This window comes from Aromatoleum evansii, assembly GCF_012910805.1.
Classification (GTDB): domain Bacteria; phylum Pseudomonadota; class Gammaproteobacteria; order Burkholderiales; family Rhodocyclaceae; genus Aromatoleum; species Aromatoleum evansii.
Window position 1 is genome coordinate 81,619 of sequence record NZ_WTVK01000019.1, and the last position, 18,554, is coordinate 100,172.

The 18,554-nt window shown below is 61.9% G+C and carries 23 protein-coding genes; 8 read left to right on the top strand and 15 right to left on the bottom strand.

What is annotated here, in order from left to right:
- Positions 1–424: 424 nt before the first annotated feature.
- Positions 425–616: a hypothetical protein gene (locus GO615_RS11915; RefSeq protein ID WP_169128247.1), complete on the bottom strand. Its 192-nt coding sequence runs from the start codon at positions 614–616 to the stop codon at positions 425–427.
- Between the two features lie 99 nt (positions 617–715).
- Here GO615_RS11915 and GO615_RS11920 point away from each other — a divergent pair, with 99 nt between their 5' ends.
- Entirely contained in the window at positions 716–1,144 is a 429-nt protein-coding gene (locus GO615_RS11920) for an H-NS histone family protein (RefSeq protein ID WP_169128249.1), read from the top strand.
- A 115-nt stretch (positions 1,145–1,259) separates the two neighbouring features.
- Positions 1,260–1,940 (top strand): SOS response-associated peptidase, encoded by a 681-nt coding sequence (locus tag GO615_RS11925; RefSeq protein ID WP_169128251.1) that lies wholly within the window; start codon positions 1,260–1,262, stop codon positions 1,938–1,940.
- A gap of 55 nt (positions 1,941–1,995) precedes the next feature.
- On the opposite strand, the gene GO615_RS11930 is transcribed toward GO615_RS11925, so the two are convergent.
- The 8 genes from GO615_RS11930 to GO615_RS11965 form a co-directional block, all read right to left on the bottom strand.
- The gene (locus tag GO615_RS11930; RefSeq protein ID WP_169128252.1) at positions 1,996–2,403 is read right to left on the bottom strand and encodes a TraR/DksA C4-type zinc finger protein; all 408 of its coding nucleotides are present in this window, start codon (positions 2,401–2,403) and stop codon (positions 1,996–1,998) included.
- A 16-nt stretch (positions 2,404–2,419) separates the two neighbouring features.
- Positions 2,420–2,830 (bottom strand): hypothetical protein, encoded by a 411-nt coding sequence (locus tag GO615_RS11935; protein ID WP_169128253.1) that lies wholly within the window; start codon positions 2,828–2,830, stop codon positions 2,420–2,422.
- A gap of 38 nt (positions 2,831–2,868) precedes the next feature.
- Positions 2,869–3,465 carry a hypothetical protein gene (locus GO615_RS11940; RefSeq protein ID WP_169128254.1) on the bottom strand — a complete coding sequence of 199 codons (597 nt, stop codon included), beginning with the start codon at positions 3,463–3,465 and terminating at the stop codon, positions 2,869–2,871.
- 52 nt (positions 3,466–3,517) lie between these two features.
- Positions 3,518–3,811 (bottom strand): hypothetical protein, encoded by a 294-nt coding sequence (locus GO615_RS11945; RefSeq protein ID WP_169128255.1) that lies wholly within the window; start codon positions 3,809–3,811, stop codon positions 3,518–3,520.
- A gap of 121 nt (positions 3,812–3,932) precedes the next feature.
- Positions 3,933–5,273 (bottom strand): replication initiation protein, encoded by a 1,341-nt coding sequence (locus GO615_RS11950; protein WP_169128256.1) that lies wholly within the window; start codon positions 5,271–5,273, stop codon positions 3,933–3,935.
- Between the two features lie 1,216 nt (positions 5,274–6,489).
- Positions 6,490–6,876: a hypothetical protein gene (locus tag GO615_RS11955; RefSeq protein WP_169128257.1), complete on the bottom strand. Its 387-nt coding sequence runs from the start codon at positions 6,874–6,876 to the stop codon at positions 6,490–6,492.
- A gap of 114 nt (positions 6,877–6,990) precedes the next feature.
- The gene (locus tag GO615_RS11960; RefSeq protein ID WP_169128258.1) at positions 6,991–7,299 is read right to left on the bottom strand and encodes a hypothetical protein; all 309 of its coding nucleotides are present in this window, start codon (positions 7,297–7,299) and stop codon (positions 6,991–6,993) included.
- On the bottom strand, positions 7,296–8,030 hold the full coding sequence (locus GO615_RS11965; RefSeq protein ID WP_169128259.1) for a hypothetical protein: 735 nt from the start codon (positions 8,028–8,030) through the stop codon (positions 7,296–7,298). The genes GO615_RS11960 and GO615_RS11965 overlap by 4 nt, the downstream gene beginning before the upstream one ends.
- Before the next feature lie 159 nt (positions 8,031–8,189).
- Here GO615_RS11965 and xseA point away from each other — a divergent pair, with 159 nt between their 5' ends.
- The 4 genes from xseA to GO615_RS11985 all read left to right on the top strand — a co-directional run bounded on the left by xseA (position 8,190) and on the right by GO615_RS11985 (position 10,931).
- Positions 8,190–9,665 (top strand): exodeoxyribonuclease VII large subunit, encoded by a 1,476-nt coding sequence (xseA, locus tag GO615_RS11970; RefSeq protein WP_169128260.1) that lies wholly within the window; start codon positions 8,190–8,192, stop codon positions 9,663–9,665.
- Positions 9,646–9,912: an exodeoxyribonuclease VII small subunit gene (gene xseB, locus GO615_RS11975; RefSeq protein WP_169128262.1), complete on the top strand. Its 267-nt coding sequence runs from the start codon at positions 9,646–9,648 to the stop codon at positions 9,910–9,912. The genes xseA and xseB overlap by 20 nt, the downstream gene beginning before the upstream one ends.
- A 197-nt stretch (positions 9,913–10,109) precedes the next feature.
- Positions 10,110–10,409, top strand: coding sequence for a hypothetical protein (locus tag GO615_RS11980; RefSeq protein WP_169128264.1), 300 nt, complete (start codon positions 10,110–10,112; stop codon positions 10,407–10,409).
- 75 nt (positions 10,410–10,484) lie between these two features.
- Positions 10,485–10,931 carry a hypothetical protein gene (locus GO615_RS11985; RefSeq protein WP_169128265.1) on the top strand — a complete coding sequence of 149 codons (447 nt, stop codon included), beginning with the start codon at positions 10,485–10,487 and terminating at the stop codon, positions 10,929–10,931.
- A gap of 168 nt (positions 10,932–11,099) precedes the next feature.
- Here the strand turns inward: GO615_RS11985 and GO615_RS11990 are convergent, their stop codons facing one another.
- From GO615_RS11990 to GO615_RS12000, 3 genes are all read right to left on the bottom strand, one after another.
- Positions 11,100–11,987 carry a ParB/RepB/Spo0J family partition protein gene (locus GO615_RS11990; protein ID WP_169128266.1) on the bottom strand — a complete coding sequence of 296 codons (888 nt, stop codon included), beginning with the start codon at positions 11,985–11,987 and terminating at the stop codon, positions 11,100–11,102.
- 18 nt (positions 11,988–12,005) lie between these two features.
- Positions 12,006–12,797: a ParA family protein gene (locus GO615_RS11995; RefSeq protein WP_169128267.1), complete on the bottom strand. Its 792-nt coding sequence runs from the start codon at positions 12,795–12,797 to the stop codon at positions 12,006–12,008.
- Between the two features lie 176 nt (positions 12,798–12,973).
- Complete coding sequence (locus GO615_RS12000) at positions 12,974–13,447, bottom strand: hypothetical protein (RefSeq protein WP_169128268.1); 474 nt, start codon at positions 13,445–13,447, stop codon at positions 12,974–12,976.
- Positions 13,448–13,611: 164 nt separating this feature from the next.
- Here GO615_RS12000 and GO615_RS12005 point away from each other — a divergent pair, with 164 nt between their 5' ends.
- On the top strand, positions 13,612–13,827 hold the full coding sequence (locus tag GO615_RS12005) for a type II toxin-antitoxin system HicA family toxin (protein WP_169128269.1): 216 nt from the start codon (positions 13,612–13,614) through the stop codon (positions 13,825–13,827).
- Positions 13,828–13,956: 129 nt separating this feature from the next.
- On the opposite strand, the gene GO615_RS12010 is transcribed toward GO615_RS12005, so the two are convergent.
- The 3 genes from GO615_RS12010 to GO615_RS12020 form a co-directional block, all read right to left on the bottom strand.
- On the bottom strand, positions 13,957–14,583 hold the full coding sequence (locus tag GO615_RS12010) for a hypothetical protein (RefSeq protein ID WP_169128270.1): 627 nt from the start codon (positions 14,581–14,583) through the stop codon (positions 13,957–13,959).
- A 722-nt stretch (positions 14,584–15,305) separates the two neighbouring features.
- Positions 15,306–15,788, bottom strand: coding sequence for an RES family NAD+ phosphorylase (locus GO615_RS12015; protein WP_169128271.1), 483 nt, complete (start codon positions 15,786–15,788; stop codon positions 15,306–15,308).
- Complete coding sequence (locus GO615_RS12020) at positions 15,785–16,378, bottom strand: Xre family toxin-antitoxin system antitoxin (protein ID WP_169128272.1); 594 nt, start codon at positions 16,376–16,378, stop codon at positions 15,785–15,787. The genes GO615_RS12015 and GO615_RS12020 overlap by 4 nt, the downstream gene beginning before the upstream one ends.
- 82 nt (positions 16,379–16,460) lie before the next feature.
- On the opposite strand from GO615_RS12020, the gene GO615_RS12025 reads away from it, so the two are divergent.
- A partial coding sequence (locus GO615_RS12025) for a DEAD/DEAH box helicase (protein ID WP_169128273.1) occupies positions 16,461–18,554 on the top strand: 2,094 nt, incomplete at its 3' end.

An 18,554-nucleotide genomic window follows, 5' to 3' on the forward strand; every position in this document is an offset into this window, starting at 1 on the left:
CATCGACTGAGCGACACCCGAAGATGGCGTCATCCTGGCATAAACTGCGCGCGTTGTCAGCCGCGCTCGTGCCTCCAGCCATAGCGCAGCATGGCAACGAACCCCACCGCAGGCAGCGCCAGCAGCATCGGTTGAGGGAGGCACGGTGCAACGAGCAACAAGGTTGCCAACCCGCTGAGTCCGGCCGCGAAGATGGGGCACCCAGCACGTTGAGTGCCGCGAAATACTTCGACGGATGACAGAGACGTGGCATTCATGGACGCATCCTCCTCACGTGGTCGGATTTCCAGTCTAGGCCATGCGCTCGGCGCAATACGGGATCCGGCACGCTCAGCGTGATTTTCGTAACGGCGTGCTATATTCCGCGCGTCTAATACGCCAATCGTTGACGATGAAGGATCCGCGCGACTTTCGCACCGCCGATTTACTCGGTGAGCCGCCCCGCCGCCCAGGTCGTCCGCGTCTGCATGCAGATGCGGCTGCCCGCCAGAAGGCTTACCGGCAGCGGCTCAAGGAGCGCGGATTGCGGGAAGTCAGACGAATTGTCCTCGACGATCGGGCGCTGGAGTTGCCGCTGGCTGCAGAGGATCACGGTCAGCCAGACGCAATCAAGCATTGCTGAAAATTCCCGCCCCCGACTCACGGCCCCACTCTTCGCGCGGAATGCAGCCACCCACGCGTTCGCGCGTTAAATCACATCCAAGGCAAGTCACGCATGGAACTGAAGACCCTCACCCTTGCGCAGCTCAAGCATCTTATGGCCCGTGTTGCGCGCGAAATTGAGAAACGACAAACCGCATCGAAGACCTCGATGCTCAAGCGATTTGCTGCGATGGCACGCGAGGAAGGCTTCTCGCTCAGCGAGTTGCTCGCCGGTGGCACGACATCGATCGCCACCAAGCCCACGGTCACGAAAGCCGCGTCAACACTCAAGGCACGGCCTCCCATTCGTTATCGCCATCCTTCGAACTCCACGCTCGCTTGGTCTGGCCGCGGCCGCAAACCGGGTTGGGTCGACACCTGGCTGAACAATGGCGGAACGATGGGCGCACTACAGACGGCTGCCGAAAAATTCAGCAAGAAGGTGGCACGCACGGCCAACGCATCAACCGAGGCTGCACCGAAACCCGCTGCCGGAGCGTAGGCCGTTCCCATACCAGAGGCGAAGCCGCTCCCTTGCGCGCTGCCGCGCCTGATCGGCAACTCCTGCGCGCGGAACCGATCTACGATTGATGCCTCTGCGTCTTCGGGAGTCGCGCATGTGCGGTCGTTACGCCCTCTATGGCCCGGCATCACGCATTCGGGATCAGTTCACTGCCGACATTGACGAACTGAATCTGCCGCCACGCTACAACGCAGCGCCGCTCCAGGAACTACCCATCGTTCGCCAACGGCCAACGGGTGAGCGGGTTGTCCATCTCCTGCGGTGGGGCCTCATTCCATCGTGGTCAAAAGATGCGACGATTGCCCACAAGCTCATCAACGCGCGATCCGAGAGCGCACCGGATAAACCGAGCTTCCGGGCCGCCTTCAAGAGTCGGCGCTGCATCGTACCGGCATCGGGTTTTTACGAGTGGAAGAAGCTTGCAGGTCGCAAACAGCCCTATTTCATCCACGCCGCCGGTGAGGAGCTCCTCGCGCTAGCCGGACTATGGGAGCGATGGAGCAACCCCGAGGGCGACACGATCGACACGTTCACAATCCTCACGACAGAAGCAAATGAGGCTGTTCAGGCGATGCACGACCGCATGCCGGTCTTGCTCGGTCGGGGCGATTATGAGGCTTGGCTCAACCGCGAAACGGACCTTGAGAGAGTTCGCCAACTGCTTACACCGTACCCGTCCGACTCAATCCAAATGCATCCGGTCTCGTTACGCGTCGGCAACGTTCGCAATGACGATCCTGACCTCGTGACCGCAGTTGTCGCCGACGAAAGTTAGCTGTGCCGGCGCCGAGCGTGCCTGAACATCGCGTCGTTTCCTCGGTGTAAAGCCGTCACGCAGCCAGGCACAACCGATCCGCTTGTTCCGCACGCAACTGCGCCTCGATGCTGCGCGTCGCCGTCGGGTTGGCGAGCAGCCGCAGTAGCCCGATCTCGTCGCCAGTCGCTTCGCAGTAACCAAACTCGTCGCGCTCCAGCCTCGCCAATGCGGCGCGTATGCCGCGCAGTCGCTGCAGGGCTCGCTCCCGCTCCTTGAAGGCCAGCGCCCGTTCTTCCTCCAGCGTGGCACGGTCCGCCGGGTCCGGCGTGGCCAGTACGTCATCGGTGGTTACCTCGGCCGCAAGGTCGCGCGCCTGGATTTCATCGCGCATCGATTCCAGCAGCGCTGTGAAGAAGGCTCGCTGTTCGGCGTTCATATAATCCTGAGCAGGCATCTTGAGCAATTCGTCGCGTGTGATCATCTCGTTTCCACCTCCGTCACCAAATTCGTGAAGACCTATCTGCTTCGAGCACAATTTCGCTCACCTTCGATCCTTGCCTGACGATCCTCAGCATCCGTTGCGCAGGATCGAACTCGAGCGCCAATGGCACCCCGTGCGCGACCAACTGCCCGACCTCTGCGGTGACCAGGCGCGTCACCTGATGAGCGGCGAGCCTGCACCGCGCGAAGGCCTCGGCTTCACGCACCAAGGCTTGCACCCAGGGCTGGGCCGTGGTGGGCCGCTGCAACTCGCTCTCAGCGCCTTGCCTGCGAATGCGTCCGAGTGCTGCTTCCACGCCACCACAGGCGAGCAATTGCGGAGAACGTGCGAGCCTGGACATGCAGGCTCCCGAACTTGGCATGGCGTGCTGCTGTAGTGCTGCAACGTTGAGGGGTTTCATCGTCATGGGGAAAGCATCCCATGCCGACGCTGCCGTTCAAGCCCCTATTCGAAGTGTTCCCCGGTTGCCTCAAAATACAGGCCGCGCAGTCGATGGAATCGCTCGACCAGGACGGCGTGGTCGTTGATGAGCTTCTGGTACCGAGCCTCGAGCGCTGCATCCGGCACCACGACAGTTTCCGTTCCCTTCTGCCGAATGCGCCGCAGCCGAGCCGTCTCGCGCAGCATCTCTTCCACTGCCCCCCTCACCCGCCGGTCAATCTCGGCAACTTGCTGCTCCAGCACTTTCGAGGGCTCTGCAGCGGTACGCACCGCCTGCTCCAACACAGCGTTGGCTCGGCGCAGGGTGTCGCGTTCGGATGTGACGTGCTGCAACTGCGCGCGCAGCGAGGCTTCGCGTTCGGCGTAGTTGCGAATCCGGTCCCCGACGAGCATCCGCGCCGCCGCATCGACCCCAGCTCGCGCCAACTCCTCGCGTACCGTGTCGGTCGAGCCGCCACCGGCCTCTGCAATGATCGCCCGTATGGCAAGCGGCTCCTGGGCGGCGATCCGTCGCTCGATGACGGCGGCAATGGCCGGGCGGAATGAACTTTCCCGGCGCTTGCGAGGTGGATGAAGCGTCTTCTTGAGCGAATGCGACATGAGCGTGCGATGGGAGGATCTCCTCCGCAGTTTCTCACTTCACGCGCTGCGATCAAGCCCCGTGCAACGCACTGTCCAACCTGTAGCGCATATGCGAGTGACTCCCTGGCGACATGTCGTGCGCAGGAAAGGTCTTGTTGAGCCACCGCTCGACCCACTGCCCGTTATGTGGATCGTCGACATTGGCATAGAGCCAAGTCATCTCGGGAATGTACTGCGTCAGCAACGACCGCAGTGCGCGCTCGCCGTATCCGTGGCGCCGGGGTTCGTCCTTGATGTCGATGTGCTCCAGGATCGCAAACGCCCCTTCCGCAAAGCAGTCCTCGATTCGGCCGCGAGCACTCAATGACTATTGCCACATAGGATGCGTGGCAATTCGGTCTATGTCCGCTTGCGAAAAGGGTGATTCCCCCGCATTTGGGGTTTCATGCCGCTAAGATGGCGTTGGCCGGAGTCCGGTACGCTCGTTACGCCGGTGATCCCGAAGACGGGGCCAGGTTTTCGAGTGCGCGCTCAAGGAAGGCACTGAAAAGACCGCGCAGCTTCGCATCCTCCAGCACGCGCCCGGCAGTGAGCGTGAAGTCGCCCGTGGGCTTCATGAGCATCTTGGCTGCCCCGAAAGTCGGGGATTCCTGGAAGCGCTCCAGCAGAATGTTCTGCTGTGTCTCGTTGAGATTCGCGAAACGGCCGAGGACAGCATCCACCGTACTGCCAGCCTTGCTCGCAGATTCGGACAGCAAGTTCTTGCTGGTTTTTTCGGCCCGATCCTTCTGTGCCTTGGCCTTGCGCGCCTTCTCGGCTCGTTCGCGCTCCAGCGGAGTAAAAACCGCATCGTGGTTCAGCAGATGCATAAAGAGGGCGCGGGGCGAACCGACTTCCTTCTTGCCGTGTTCGATCCGATAGCGTGTCAGCTCGATGACCTCCAGCAACCTATCCTCGGTCCATGCCTCCGAATTCGCGGTAATCGCATCTAGATCATGTGTATTGAGGTTAAATTCCGCCCTCAGCACGTCATAGAGTTGGCTCCGGACCTCGCTGATGTCCCTTCCGACAGCGCCTGCAGCCTTCTTGACCATATTGAAGCGTATGGCGATGACCTTGCGGCCGCGGTTGCGCGGTTCCCAGCTTGCGGAGAACTCAGCCTTCTCGTTGATTTCGGCCAAGGACGGTTCGATGATGCTGGAGCGGATCGCACGGAACCCTTCTTTCTTGAAGTATGCCGACTCCGCTTTGCCGAACCAGCCCAGGAACTCGGGAATTTCGATCCAATCGGTATGCCCGCGGAAGACATCCTGCAGTAACCGGTCGTGCAGCACTGGGGCATTGTCGCCTGAGAGCTTGTGGCCCTTCGTAAGCGAAAAAAAGGCGTAACGGTGCGGTGAGCGCAAAACGCGCCGATGGACCGAGTTAAGCTCGAACGCGAAGCGCCCGTGTTTCACGCCCGCCGGGCCCAAGAGCGGCATGCGCACCCACTCTTCCTTGCCGCGATGGCGCGAATCCGGGTCAATCACCTCGATCGCGGCTTGCTGCAGTTCCTTGGCGATGCCGTCGATCCAGTCGTAATCGCGCGTCGAGATGTTTGCCAGCCACTTGACCCTTGCCAGATCAATGTCGTAGGCCGCTTGGTCGGGATTGTGTGAAGCGATGAAGTTGACGGCGTTGAGCAGGCGCTGCGCACCGACAGTTAGCGTCGTAGCACGCACCATATCGTAGGGTTTGTTGTACCCAATATCGCGCCGACTCTCGGTGACGTCTCCATGCTTCATCTCCTCAAGCACGAAGTCGAATACCTGCTGCAGATCTGTCACCCCCACCGCCCTCTCCACTATGTCAAGAATGGGATGGAGCGGAATCGTAGCACGTATTGCGTGGTTGCTCTTGCTTTCTTGCCACTCAATGTAGCAAAGCAGAGCTAGCTAGCCAGCTATTCATTAGAGCTAAACCTTAAAAGCAAGCATGCTTACAGCGTTCGTAACGTCCTGTTCTACTTCTGTTTTTAGCGCGTATTGAGTGGTTCAGTGTGCTGAATGCGCGATCTCCTGTGCTAAATGCGCGGCTCCATGTGCGTCTATTGTGTGGTTCGGTGTGCGTGCATTGAGTGGTTCCATGTGCTGAACGTATGGCTCCATGTGCTAAATGCGCGGTTCGGTGTGCGCATTGAGTGGTCCCATGTGCAAAGCGCTTCCGTTTCTAGCGCCACAAGGCATTCAGGCGCTCTGGTCTGTCCATTGAGTGGTTCGGTGTGCAGTATTGAGTGGTTGGGTGTGCTGTGCGGATCGAGCGGTTTCTATTGTATGGTTGTATGTGCAGCCATCGCCTTCCAGACCCCAAAACACAACCTGTATTGAGTGGTCCCATGTGCGCCGTCGCGCCAAACCGCCTGTTTGCCCACCATTTGGCACCTTGCCGGCCCTCTATTTTCAGGGGCGTTGCACATGGAACCACTCAATAGACTTCCCGTCGCTTGGCCAGGGGGCTCGTTTGCATAGGCGAATTCGGGTATTGAGTGGCTCCATGTGCAAATTGCTGCGGTGCGTCGCCGCAGCGTAACAACCTTCGGTTGCACAAACGACCACTCAATAGAAGGATGGTTTGCCTGCACGCTATTGAGTGGTGCCATGTGCAGGTTTCGCGGTATATCGCCCCGGCAGGATGGCGCCTTGGCTGCACAAGCAACCACTCAATACGATTCAGCCGCCGCGGCTGCGCCTATTGTGTGGTTCGATGTGCAAGATTGGGCTGATTGCGCTTTTGGGCTAGCGCGTTCCCGTGGCTCGCTCCCCGCGCAGTGCTTGCGGCCCTCCCCTTTCCTGGTCGCCAGTAAGCGTCTTGGCAAGAACGCGTCCCTGTTGCACATGCAACCACGCAATACGAACTCTTGCGCAGGTAGCCGGCCGAGCCCCGCATGCCCATGGAACCATGCAATGGGCGACGTCGCCGTAAACGAAAAAGCCCGACCAGACGCATGTGCGTCTGATCGGGCGGGGTTTCACGAGGGCCGCGATTGCGGGCTTTTGGGAAGGGCTACGGCGTGTTGTTCCAGCCAAGATAGGCCCGGCTGTACTCGATCATCTGTTCGCCACTCCATTGGAACGACGTATCGAGGCCGAAATGCTCGACCACCTCCTCCCAGTCGGGCTGGTCGATCAGTTCGGTCATCGGGCCGTTGCACTGTGGGCAGGTTGCGACGTTGATGCCGTGGTCGGCACCGTGGACGCAGGCGCAAGCCTCGCAGCGAAAGACATCGAACAGACCAAGGGCGTCGTCGGTGGCGTCGATCTGCGCGTCCGCTTCGGACGGGAACGAGGTTTCACTCGCGTCCTGGTCGTTGCGCCAGTAATACATTCCGGCCTGATCGGGATCCGGCAGGATTTCGTAGCCGAAGGTCCGCAGTTCGGTCTTGTTCAGCATTGTATGGCTCCTTGTGCAGAATGCGGAGCCGCCTCCCGCGCGGGGAAGCGGTCCCGCGCGGGTGAAGGCGACCGGACGGCCGCCCGAAGGGTTGTGGATTGCGCAATCCAGAACTTACTGGACGCGCCCCGGCGTATGCCGCCCGGACCACGTGCAGCCGCTGCTTTGCCTGACGTGCTCACGCACGCGCAGCTTGTGCGACTGTCCATGATGACTGCGGTGCATCGCGCAGCGGCGCTCCTCGACGGCGAGCAAAAAGGCGATGTCGGCATGTGCTTCGGCCAACTGCGCCCTGAGCTTGTCGCGTTGCGCGACTTGGCGCCCGAGCATCCATGCCACCAGAGACGCCAGTACCGTGGCGATCACGGTGCCGACGGCGCCGATGGCCGAGGCGACAATTTCAGGTGAGGCCCCCGCAGTCATGCGGCCATCCTCCGTCCAGACGGAAGGTCGAAACCACGCCCCAAGCCATACTGACCGTCATCCCGTTGGGCGACCTCGAGCGCATAGCGTCCGGTATCGAGCAGCGGGGTCAGGTGCGCGAAGCCGTCCGCATCGAGCTGCTGCACTTCGCCCCGCAGCGCACGGAAAAGCGGCAGGCTCAACGACTCGGGCGGCAGCTCGACGATTTCGGGCTGATCGTAAGCATCGCGGAAGATCAGCCGGGACCGCTCGGGCGCAACACGGATGTCGGCGCGAATACGGTTTGCCGTTGCACTGTCCTCGTTGGCCACGATGTCGTCGTAGCGATCGGTGTAGAGCGCGCGATAGTGCGCCGCGACGGCCACCTTCGACAGCGCCAACACGCAGCGCCCGCTATCCCCGAAATGCAGAATCTGCCGCGTTCCCGTCCCTGCCTGGCCGTTGAACAGCCATCGCGTGACCTGTGCGCCGGTCGATTCGAGCAGCCCGAGGATGGATACCGTTGCGCCGCGTGCGAGGTTCGGAAGGATGAGGGTCTTGCTGCGTCTGCGTCCGTTACCGACACCGAAATCGATGTAGTTCTCGCCGCCGGTGCCGGCGCGCGTGATCATACGGCGCATACCTGCGCGGCTCATCAGCTCCGCGGTGGCCGCGAGCAGATTGGCTTGTAGTTCGTGCATAGTGGTGACTCCTTGCGAGTACGGAGTCACCACGGCCCCTAACGGGATCATGGATGACCCCGTGGGTTGGTGAAAGGCTGGATTTGGCTTGGCGCCCGGTCTTGCCCAGCTACCGGTTCGGTTCGTGACGAACCAAAGTGGCCGTATGCTACCACTTTCAGCCCCGTGGCGGCCTTGTAAGACCTGAGCCCCGTGGCATCATTGCCGCATATGACTGCCGAGTTCGACCTTTCTCCTGCTCGCCCCGCGACTGCACCCAAGGGGTGCCGCCTCTCCTCGCTCCTGCGACGGGTCGGCGAGATCATCGAGCAACACGCCGGCGTGCCGGTATGGGTGCGGGCAGAGTTGTCGGCGGTGAGCGAGCGCAACGGCCACCTCTACCTCGATCTGGTTGAACATGACGAACGTGGAACGGCCATCGCCAAGGTGCGCGCCAACGCTTGGCGCAACGTCGCCAACGCGATCCAGCGCACTTTCGCCGAGGCGACCGGATCGCGCTTGCAGGCCGGAATCAAGGTGCTGCTGCAGGTACAGGTCACGTTCCACGTCCAGCATGGACTGGCACTGCAGGTTCTCGACATCGATCCGGCCTACACGGTCGGGGAGATGGCCGCCAAGGTGCAGCGCATCCGGCAAACGCTGATCGCCGAGGGCGTCTTCGAGCGCAACCGCCACATGCCCCGGCCCGTCGATTTTTTCCGCGTGGCCGTCGTGGCGCCCGCCGGGGCTGCCGGACTGGGCGACTTTCAGGCGAATGCCAAGCTGCTCGCTGACAACGGCGTATGTTCGTTCGCCTACTACACCGCGACGTTCCAAGGGCCGGCGGCGGCCGATAGTGTGACGTGCGCCATCACCGAAGCCTTGGGCGAGCACCTATTCCACCCCTTCGATGCGCTGGTGTTGATCCGAGGAGGCGGGGCCGCCGCCGATCTGGCCTGGCTCAATGAGTTGGTCATCGCCCGCGCCATTTGCGAGGCATCTCTCCCCGTCCTTGTCGGCATCGGACACGAGCGTGATCGCACGATTCTTGATGAGGTCGCCTGTTGGGTCTTCGATACGCCGTCAAAGGTCATTGCGGGCATAGAGAACGTGATCCGATTGCGCGCACAGTCGGCGGTGGATGCCTTCGCCGTGATCATGGAGCGCGCTCACGCCCGCCTAACTGGTGCCGAAGCCGCCGTGGTCCGATACCAGACAGCGGTGCGCACCGCGGCGACCGATCAGCTGCACACCGCGCAGGTCGGGGCAGAACGCAACTATGCGATGGTGCGAAGTCAGGCTACTGCGGTTACAACCCAAGCCGGGGAGCGCATCGAAGGCCTCTACCGCCGCATCCGCGATGACGCCGTGGCGCAGATCGAGCGTGCGCAGTTCGAAACGGCACGGCAGTTGAGTTCCGTCACAGAACGGGCCTTGGCGCGGGTGGATTTGGCCGAGCAGGCGATTACCCGCACGCACGGTGAGACGCTCGATACGGCCCAGGAGCGCGTGGCTCGCGCTGAGCGCGAGGCCCAATCACTCTTTTCCACCATCTTCAGCCTTGGGCCTGCACCGACGCTTGCTCGCGGCTTCATCATCGCCCGCCATGAGGGGCGCCCGATCAGCACGGTCGCCGCGGCGCAAGCTGCGGGCGACTTCGACCTTCAGTTCAAGGATGGAACCGTCCATGTCCACATCGAATCTTGACCCCAATAGCTTCGACCAGGCCTTTGCCGTGCTCGAGACAAATGCCAACCGTCTGCGCACCGGCAACCCGATGCAGATCGACGATCTGCTGCCTATCGTCGAGGAATCCACTGCCGCGTACAAGATTTGCAGGGATCGCCTCGAGCGGGTCCGTGCGGCCCTCAAACAGCACCTCGGTAGCGAGGTCGTCGGCGCACCCGCGCATAGTGAGAGTGGCGTGTTTGACGACAAGATGCCCGATTTCTGAGCTTGACCGCGCCGGACGGCGCGCTATACGATTGACATCACTTACCTGTCCATTGCGGACGGTATTCGTAGCTGGCCGCGCCAGCCTTTCACAAAGCGTGCAATGCACGCGCCTCCCGCTGACTTCTGTTGACGGGGACTTTCCACCTTCGGGGTCTAGCTCCGAGGGGCGAAATCCCGATCCATCAGGAGCAGACCATGGTCAAGACCCAGTTCATCTCGAGCTATCGGGGTGAGTCCGACTACCACGTGGACGGACTCGCGGGTCGCGTCTCGGTGCGCGCTTGCAGCGCCAAGTCGCAAGCCTTCTACGGGGATTTCGATCCCCAGCTCTTGGGCTCCATCGTCAACGGGTTAAATCCGGTTCCTGACGTGGTGCTCGAGCACTTCAACGGTTGGGTCGAGCAGATCCATCGTGACACCCCCCACCTGTTCGTGCCGCATCTGGTCACGGCCAAGTGGTATCCCACGCTGGGCTGGATTCGTTGCGAATCCTGACCGGCCACTTCACCACCCTTGCGGGGCTCGCGCCCGCAGGGGTGACGGCTCCGCGAAACCTTCAAGGAGCAGAAAATGTCGTCACACGATTGCCGGGTCACCGGCAGCATCACCCTCAAGAACGGCGTCACGATGGTGCAAGTGGCCGAGGCCTTTGCGCCGTTGTGCGCCTGCTTCGGTCGCGTGTTCGCGGAGCAGGAGATCGAGTTGGAAGGCCGCACGCTTCACTTCTCGATCGACATCTGGGGGAATGGCGGTTACACCTCCCCTGAGATGGACGAGCTGTCCGAGCGGCTTGGTCCGCTCGTCGATGGCAATGGTTGGTTCCGCTTGCTCGACTTCGATACGGGCGACACGGATGCGGGCGAGACGCCGTACTTCGTCGGAATCGACGCGGGCGCGGTTGAAGCAGCGCGCCTGCGCTATGGCATCGAGCAGATGCAGCCGTGGGTTGCGCCGGTCATCGGCCAAAAGCAGTTCGAGGGTTTGGCGGCAACGATCCTGGAGATGCGCAACCGCTGACGCGACCCACTTGGGAGCGAAAATGAAGAACCCCGCACTACCCGTTCAACGGGCGGTGCGGGGTTTTTTTGTGGCAAGTTGCCACAGTGGCAGTCTGCGGCTCGCAGTGTGGCAACTTGCCACAGAGTTCCGGCCGGTCGAGTGTGGCAACTTGCCACACTCTGGACTTTAGCCCCCCTCCTCCACCAGTTGTTCAACGAATGCGATGAGCTTGGATTGCTGAGCGTCGCTGAACGCCGTCGTCTTGAGGGTGACCACAAGGCTGTTCGCGCTGCGCTTCACTCCACCCACCTTCTTGCCCGCGCGTCGTAATTCCGTTTCCGTGGGCCGCGCCTGGGCCGCCTGCGACCCATTTCGTAACGCAACCTCGATGAAGGTGGGCAACTTGCTCTGCTCTAGTCTGCCCTCCTCCATCTCAGTCCAGCCTTGCATCAAAACCGTTTCGAGGCTGTCGCGATCGCCGAACTTGTCCAGGCATGCCTTGAGCTTTTCCGCACCCGCACGCCCCATCACACGCGGATTGATCTCCAGCCGATCGATCACGCATTGCGGAAGGTCGAAGAAAGCCAGATAGCGGTACATATCCTTTCGGTCCTTACCCAGCGATTCCGCCAGATTGGTCCGACTCGGGAAGAGATGCTCGACTTGCCGGATCGCGCGCCCAATCTCGTAATCGCACAGATCTTCTCGGTCGACGTTCTCGGCGAGGGCGAGGATCGCCATTTCGTCATCCGTGACCGGACACACCAGCGCCTCGATGTGCGTGAGCTTGAGCATCTGATGCGCGCGCCAGCGCCGTTCGCCTGCGATGATCTGGTAGCGCCCATCGACCTTGCGAACGCTGATCGGTTGCGCCAGCCCGCTTGCCTTGATGGACTCCGCGAGGGACTGGAGTTCTTCTGCAGGGAATGTGCGTCTCGGCTGATAGGGATTCGGTTCGATCAGCTCGACGGGAATCTTCTCGTAGCTCTTGCCGAGGTCGATCTCGACTTCCTGTACCGCTGAGGCGTGCCGCGCCGTGTTCTCCGCGATTTTTCTCGCGAGCATTGCTTTCATGTCTTTGGCCACGACGAGTTACCCCTTTTTCAGTTTCAGGTCGAGCATTGTGGCGACGTGCTGCGCCAGCTCTCGGAACTCGCGCGAAATCTTCGCTGAACGGTCTAGCCCATGCAGACTCGTCTGGGCAATCGCCGCCTGATTCACCTTGGTACTGGTCGGGATGCGAATGGGCAGAATGTTACCGATCTGCTCGCGGGCCGAGGTCTCAATGAACTTGCACACCATCTGTCGCTCATCGTGACGCATCAGCAGCGCCCCAAGCACCTTCAATCTCGGGTTGACGCGCTTGATCTTCTCGATGTGTCGAAGAAGGTCGGAGACCCCGTACATGCCGTACTGTGAGCCGGATTCAACCGGAATGATGACATCCGTCGCGGCCGCCAGTGCGTTCGAGGTGAGCAGTTTCAACGACGGCGGACAGTCGATCAAAATTACGTCGAAGACGCCATCGAGCGGTTCCAGCTTGGAGCGTAGCTCCTCCGACGGCCGCGGCGCCGCATCCTTGAGGTCGTCCTCAGCGCGGCCTAGCGCGAGGGAGCCATAGATCAAGGACACCCCTTCCAGATGGGTATCCTCCTGGATCGCCAGCGGCAGCTTTTCAATCTCTGCCCCGAGCAATTCCGCACTCGTCACAGGCACTTCGGATGGATGTTTCTTGCCGATATGCAGACTGGCGTTGGCTTGCGGGTCGAGGTCAACCACCAGCACCGACAGCCCCTGCCGGCCGAACTCGGCGGCAAGGTTGATCGTTGTTGTGGTCTTGCCCACCCCCCCTTTGTGGTTGGCGATCGCGAGAATTCGTGTCATAGCGTGCTCGATAGAAACGAAAAACGTGCACGATACTATGTCACTAACTTACGTTGAGCAAGGCTTCGACGCACACTGTGGCAACTTGCCACAGCGACCACCGATGGAGTGGCACGCGCCCCGTCGCCGTGAAGGTTGTGGCAACTTGCCACAGGTCCATGCCGCTGCGGCGAAGGTCAATGAATGGTCGTGCCGGTGGGGGGCGGCGGCGCGTCAAAACTTTTCGCGGGACCGACCAACAGCGGTGCCATTGCAAGCGACGCCCCGACGATCGGGCACATCGCCAAGTACGTAGCCTCCTTTCCGAAGAACTCGAAGGCGAGAATCGATTCTGCGCGATGGACGTCTTGCAGATGTTCGAGCAGGTCGTCGCGGACGTGCATATGAGCCCCCGACTCGATCTGCACCTCCACCTGACCGGACTTCCCGTGAATCCTTACGACGAAGAGCGTGTCCTGCGCGACCCACGCATCACGGATGAAGTCGCCGACCGCCTCCCCTGTCCATCCATTCGGGATTACGGTCGACGACTCCCCGTTTCTCTTTACGGTGATCAGCATAGGTGCGTGACCCTTTCCTTGGCCGATGAGCCGGGATGCGCCGTTATGCAGGAGCGTGAAGTAACGCGTGATGGTGCCGTGTTCGGACATGGACGGAATCCCCGTTTCGGAAGTGAGGGCGATATAGCCATGCAATCCAGTCTGCGCGCCGACGTCTTGGATACAAGGGGCGATTCGCTACCATGTCGCGGCTTGAAGTGCGGTGATGATTTCGTAATCTGGAGTCGTCAAAACTCAAACCGCAGGAACCGATCATGCGAATCTCCACCGACAACAAGATCAACGGCTGGGCCAAGGTGTTCGTAAAACTAGGGTGGGAACTCGAGCGCGCGAGCCGCCATGTTCGCCTCATCTCTCCGGATCGCCGCACCAAACTCACAGTGCCCGGATCTCCCAGCGACAGCCGCGCAGCTCAGAACTGGCGCAGCCAAGTGCGGCGCCTCACCGGTATCGACCCCGCCTGTGCTTGAATGCCATCTCGCCGGGGCCGTTTGAACTTCTGCCGCAGCGCACATACATTGCCCGGCGATCCAGTCGTCACGGTCATCGCCGGCCCGTTATACGGACCAGCCCGCTTGCTGCGTCCGCGCTCACGGCGGTCAAGTGATACGGCGAGCAGCGAATACCGGCTGATACGATGGATGAGTCGCCGGGTCAATGAAGAATCCCTCGAATCGTCCGCTTCCGCCCGCATCACACGCGAACACCCTGTCCGAGTCGGCGAGCATGCGTAGCCAGAAGGCATTACGGCGCGCGATGTTCGGAATGCTGACGTCCGCAAATCCACTGTACAACGGGTTGCATTCCTTGAAGACGAGGCCGTCGCGACCCACCTTGGGTGTTGTCGCGTCAGTCGCACTCAAACTGCCTGACAGTCGAACGCTTTGACTGATCTGTCTCGGCAAAGCGCTGAAGATGGCCGACCAGATGAACGTGCCGATACCAGCCTGCCGCAAGCAACGCGGCAGAACGAAATCCTCAACGCGAATGTGCGGCACTCCTTCGGTCGGCGTTGAGATGCCCGCTCTCAGCAGCGTGCCGCTCTGTAACGTACGCTTATCGAGTTGGTCGTTGGGGTCCTCGAACGTCGCGTCAACGCAAATGATGCCGCTGATACGCGTGTGCGAATCGTGGCGTGCGTTCACCTTGATGGTGATAGTGACGGGCGTCCTGCGCTCCGCGTAACTAAGCTCGTAGCAGCGGTGAATCGATGAGACCGGATGCATAAATGAGGGCTCCATATCAGACAAGGCAAACTGTGACTCTCGCTCCTCACCGAGAATGGCAAGTCTACGTCTCGGCAAGCGACGCCAGCACTGTCGTATAGCTCGCGGAGCCCAAGATGCGAGTGAGTTCTTCCTTACAACGATCGACCGATGCGGTGGCGGGCTATGACACCGTTACGAGCCGGTTCGAGTTTGCAGGGATGGGGTGGGGCGGTCATGTTCACTCTTCCCAACCCCAACGCGGGGTCACGACTCGGCCAACCGCCGCTTGCCCGTGGCGAGCAAGCTGTGTTGGTCGCCAGCGGGGAAGCAGGTTACGAGCGCGCGAACGTCGCTGACGCTCTTGCTGCAGTGATCAATGAACGCCAGGCAGCCGTCAACGCGCAGCGCGCCACATCAGAACCTCGGCTTTGGGCGCTGCGGAGGAGGTGGTGCAGCGTTGTTCCGGCCTAAATTGGCCCTCGTGTCCAATAGTGCGTAGGCCTGGCCTTCGGTGAGATTGCCCTGCTGGAAATTATTGGGGCCAACGATCTCGAATGTCTCCACGCGGGGAGGGCCTTCCTCCACACAATGGAATATTGTGTAGCCGTCTTTCGAAGTCACAGGAGTTTTGCGCGTCATGTTCTGCCACCCTCATGTTGATGAGGTGAGGCTACCACCGACTGCATGTGCAGGCGTTTGCAGCGCGCAACATTCATACGGGCGATCGCGTCCCGCGACGCTCACCGCAACCGTGCGTCGTACGTAAAGCGTCGCAACTTTGTTGCCGTGATGGCCGCCGCGTCCGGATGGGCGGGGTTGAGCAGAATGTTGCGTTCCTCCGGAATGATCACGGAAGGCACCTCCAGGATCGCCGACGCCCCCGACGCGATCCATCCTTCGCCTAGCAGCAAGCTGATCCTGCCCGGGGGCTCGGCGTCCCATCCCACGCGCTGAGGAGCGGGCGCAAGCTGGTCGAAAAGCGTCCGCTTGGCGAACACCTCGTCAGGAATATCGATTCGGACCAAATAGCGATTGAGGGGGAGGGCTCCGGCAGCCAGATGCACAACCGTCTCAAGGCAGGCGAGTGCCGCAGAGGAGGCGGCATAGACGATGGCGACACCCTCACGATTCCAGCGCCCGCCGGACACCTTTGCGCCCGCGCCGGTCAGATCGTCTGCGGTGTAATCGCGCGAATCGGAGGCGATCCGCCACGCCGCAATCATGCGTAGGCTCCGCTTTCCATCTGTGCGATCAGTCTGCGGAGGATTTGTACCCCCTCATGGGTATCGAGATACTCGGCCGGGCGCCGCCCGCCCAAAGCGGGATTGGAGGTGTCGAGCCAGCTCCCGACCCATCGGCCGGCATCAAAACCGTCTGGCGTGCCAGCACGCTCGACCATTTCCTGCACCTGATCGATGATGTCAACCACGGACAACAGACGCTCGGATTCGCTGGTTTCGAGCTTCGCCTCCGCCTTGATCTTGCGCATCACGGTTGAACGCTTCAACCGCAGCGCGTCGAAGGCATGCTCGCGGGACCACCCCATCTTATCGGCCAGGTCCGCGACCGCGACTGCAGGAAAGCCCGTGCGAAGCAATGCGATGCGCTCGTCAGGGTTGGCACGCGCAACCACGACCTTAGCGACCACAAAGCCCTTCTTCGCACCTGCGGCGCCCTTGATCCGAATGTTTCGCTTGGCCAGCACGGGGCCGAGCTTGCGCTCGCTTTCGCTGCCCTCGGCCGACTTGGCCTGCGGCGTTGCCCGAGTTTGCGCCTTGGTTTTCGGTGGATCCTGATTGAGGATTAAAGCCATGTCTCGATCTCCTGCAGATGTCTCAGTATAGACGATACGATGTCCCACTTGAACCTGAAGCGAACTGCGGTAGCTTGGTTGCATGGACCGCAACGCACTGACCGACCCTTTTCACGCCACCCAGGACGCGATCGACGCGGCAGGAGTGCTTGATGCATCCTGCGTGCTGCAACTGCCCACCGGCGCCGGCAAAACCTTCCTCGCGTGGCAGGCGAGCGTCCGCACCGTCCTGAACGGACTTCGTGTGGCTTATCTGTGTCCGCTGCGAGCGCTCGCGCGGGAATTGGCGCAGTCCTGGCGAACCGAACCGCAACTGGCGGCGGCAGGCGTCGGCGTCTTCACCGGCGAGATGGGGCTCGATGCCGAGGAAGGTGAGACCCGATCGCCGCGCGATGTTGCGGTCGGGATCTACACCGCGGAAAAGTTCGACGCCTACGTCCGCGGGTGGGAGGCGAATCTCGACTGGCTCGCAACACTTGATCTGCTGGTCGTCGACGAGTTGCATCTGCTCGGCGCCGGACGACGCGGGGCAACCCTCGAAGGCGTGATCACGCGGCTGCGTTCAGTGAATCCCTATGTGCGGGTGATGGCGCTGTCGGCCACACTCGGAAACCGCAACGAGCTTGCGACCTGGCTCGGGGCTACGCCTTACCACTCCGACCGCAGGCCGATCCCGCTGGCGTGGCGGATCGAAACCTTCAAGGCTGGAACGGACGCGATGCGCGGAAAGGCCGAGATCGTGGTCGACGAAGTGCGCCGCACGCGCGACCAGGGCGGCCAATCGCTCGTATTCGTGCAGTCGCGCCCGCGCACCGAGACGCTCGCCGGCGTGCTGGGTGAAGCGGGGATGCGGGCGGCGGCGCATCATGCGGGACTGCCGCGCAGTCAGCGCGAGCGGGTCGAAGCGGCTTTTCGCGCGGGCGAGTTCGACGCGATCGTCTGCACACCAACCCTTGCGGTCGGGGTGAACTTGCCCTGCCGGAAAGCGATCCTGCACGACCTGCAGAGGTTCGAGCGGGGGGAGTGGGTCGATCTCGATGTTAACGAAGTCTGGCAGATCGCGGGCAGGGCAGGGCGGCGCGGGCTCGATACGGCCGGCGAAGTCGTGTTGCTCGCCCCCCAGCACAACCAGAAGGCTGCTCGCCGGTACATCGACGGACGATTCGAGCCGATCCGCAGCCAGCTCATCGACGCTGCTGCGCTTGCCGAGCAAGTTCTGGTTGTGATCGGTTCGGGCCACGCGCGCACGGAGGCACAACTCCAGCGGGTGCTCGCCCGCTCGCTCTACGCGCACCAATGCGCGCATTACGCCGCGGCGAAAATCCACGAGGCCCTCGATGCGATGCTCGCCGCCGGAATGCTCGAAGCGGGGGAGGGGAGGTTGCGCGCCACGCGCCTCGGGCGCATCGCGGTGCGCTGCCAACTCTCGCCTGCGACGGTGCGGACGTGGAGAGCGGCATTCGAGCGGCTTGGACAGTCCTTGTCGTATCTCGACGCCTTGCTGCTTGTCTGTGCGGCCGGGGAGTTCAATGCGCGCATCCGGGCCAGTGAGGATGATCTCGATTTCGTCACGGCGGCATGCAATGCCGAGCCGGCGCGCTTGCGCTCGATCCCCTTGGGCGAATGGGCGGGCTTGCTCGGACAGCGCGACGGGCGCGAGCTCGTCGGCGCGGCGAAGACGGCGGTGATGCTGCGCGCCTGGTCGCGCGGGGGGGACATGAACGAGGCCTGCGCCGCGACCGGTGACGATCCATGGGCGCTTGAGGAAGCACGCAAGGAAGCGGTGAGACTACTCGGCGCGCTGCGCCTGCTGTCCGAGTGCGACACGCGGGAAGGGGAGGGTGGTGCTCCTTCCGACGAGGCCCTGCTACCCGAACGGCTGGCCGCGCTCCAGGCGATGATCTGCACTGGGCTGGACGAGGCGGGCGCGACGCTCGCCCTGCTCGAGGGGGTCGGACCGAAGCTCGCGCGTCGTCTCATCGATGCTGGCGTGGGCGACATCGAGGATTTCGCGCTCGCCGACGCCGATGAAATCGCACGCATCGACGGCATCTCGCTCGCGCGCGCGACGCGCTGGATTGCCGAGGCTGACGCGTTCGTCGCCCGGGGCGGCGCACAACGCTTGCGGCAGGCCTATCACATGGGAGCGACTCGTCTTGTCGCATCGGGCGGGGAG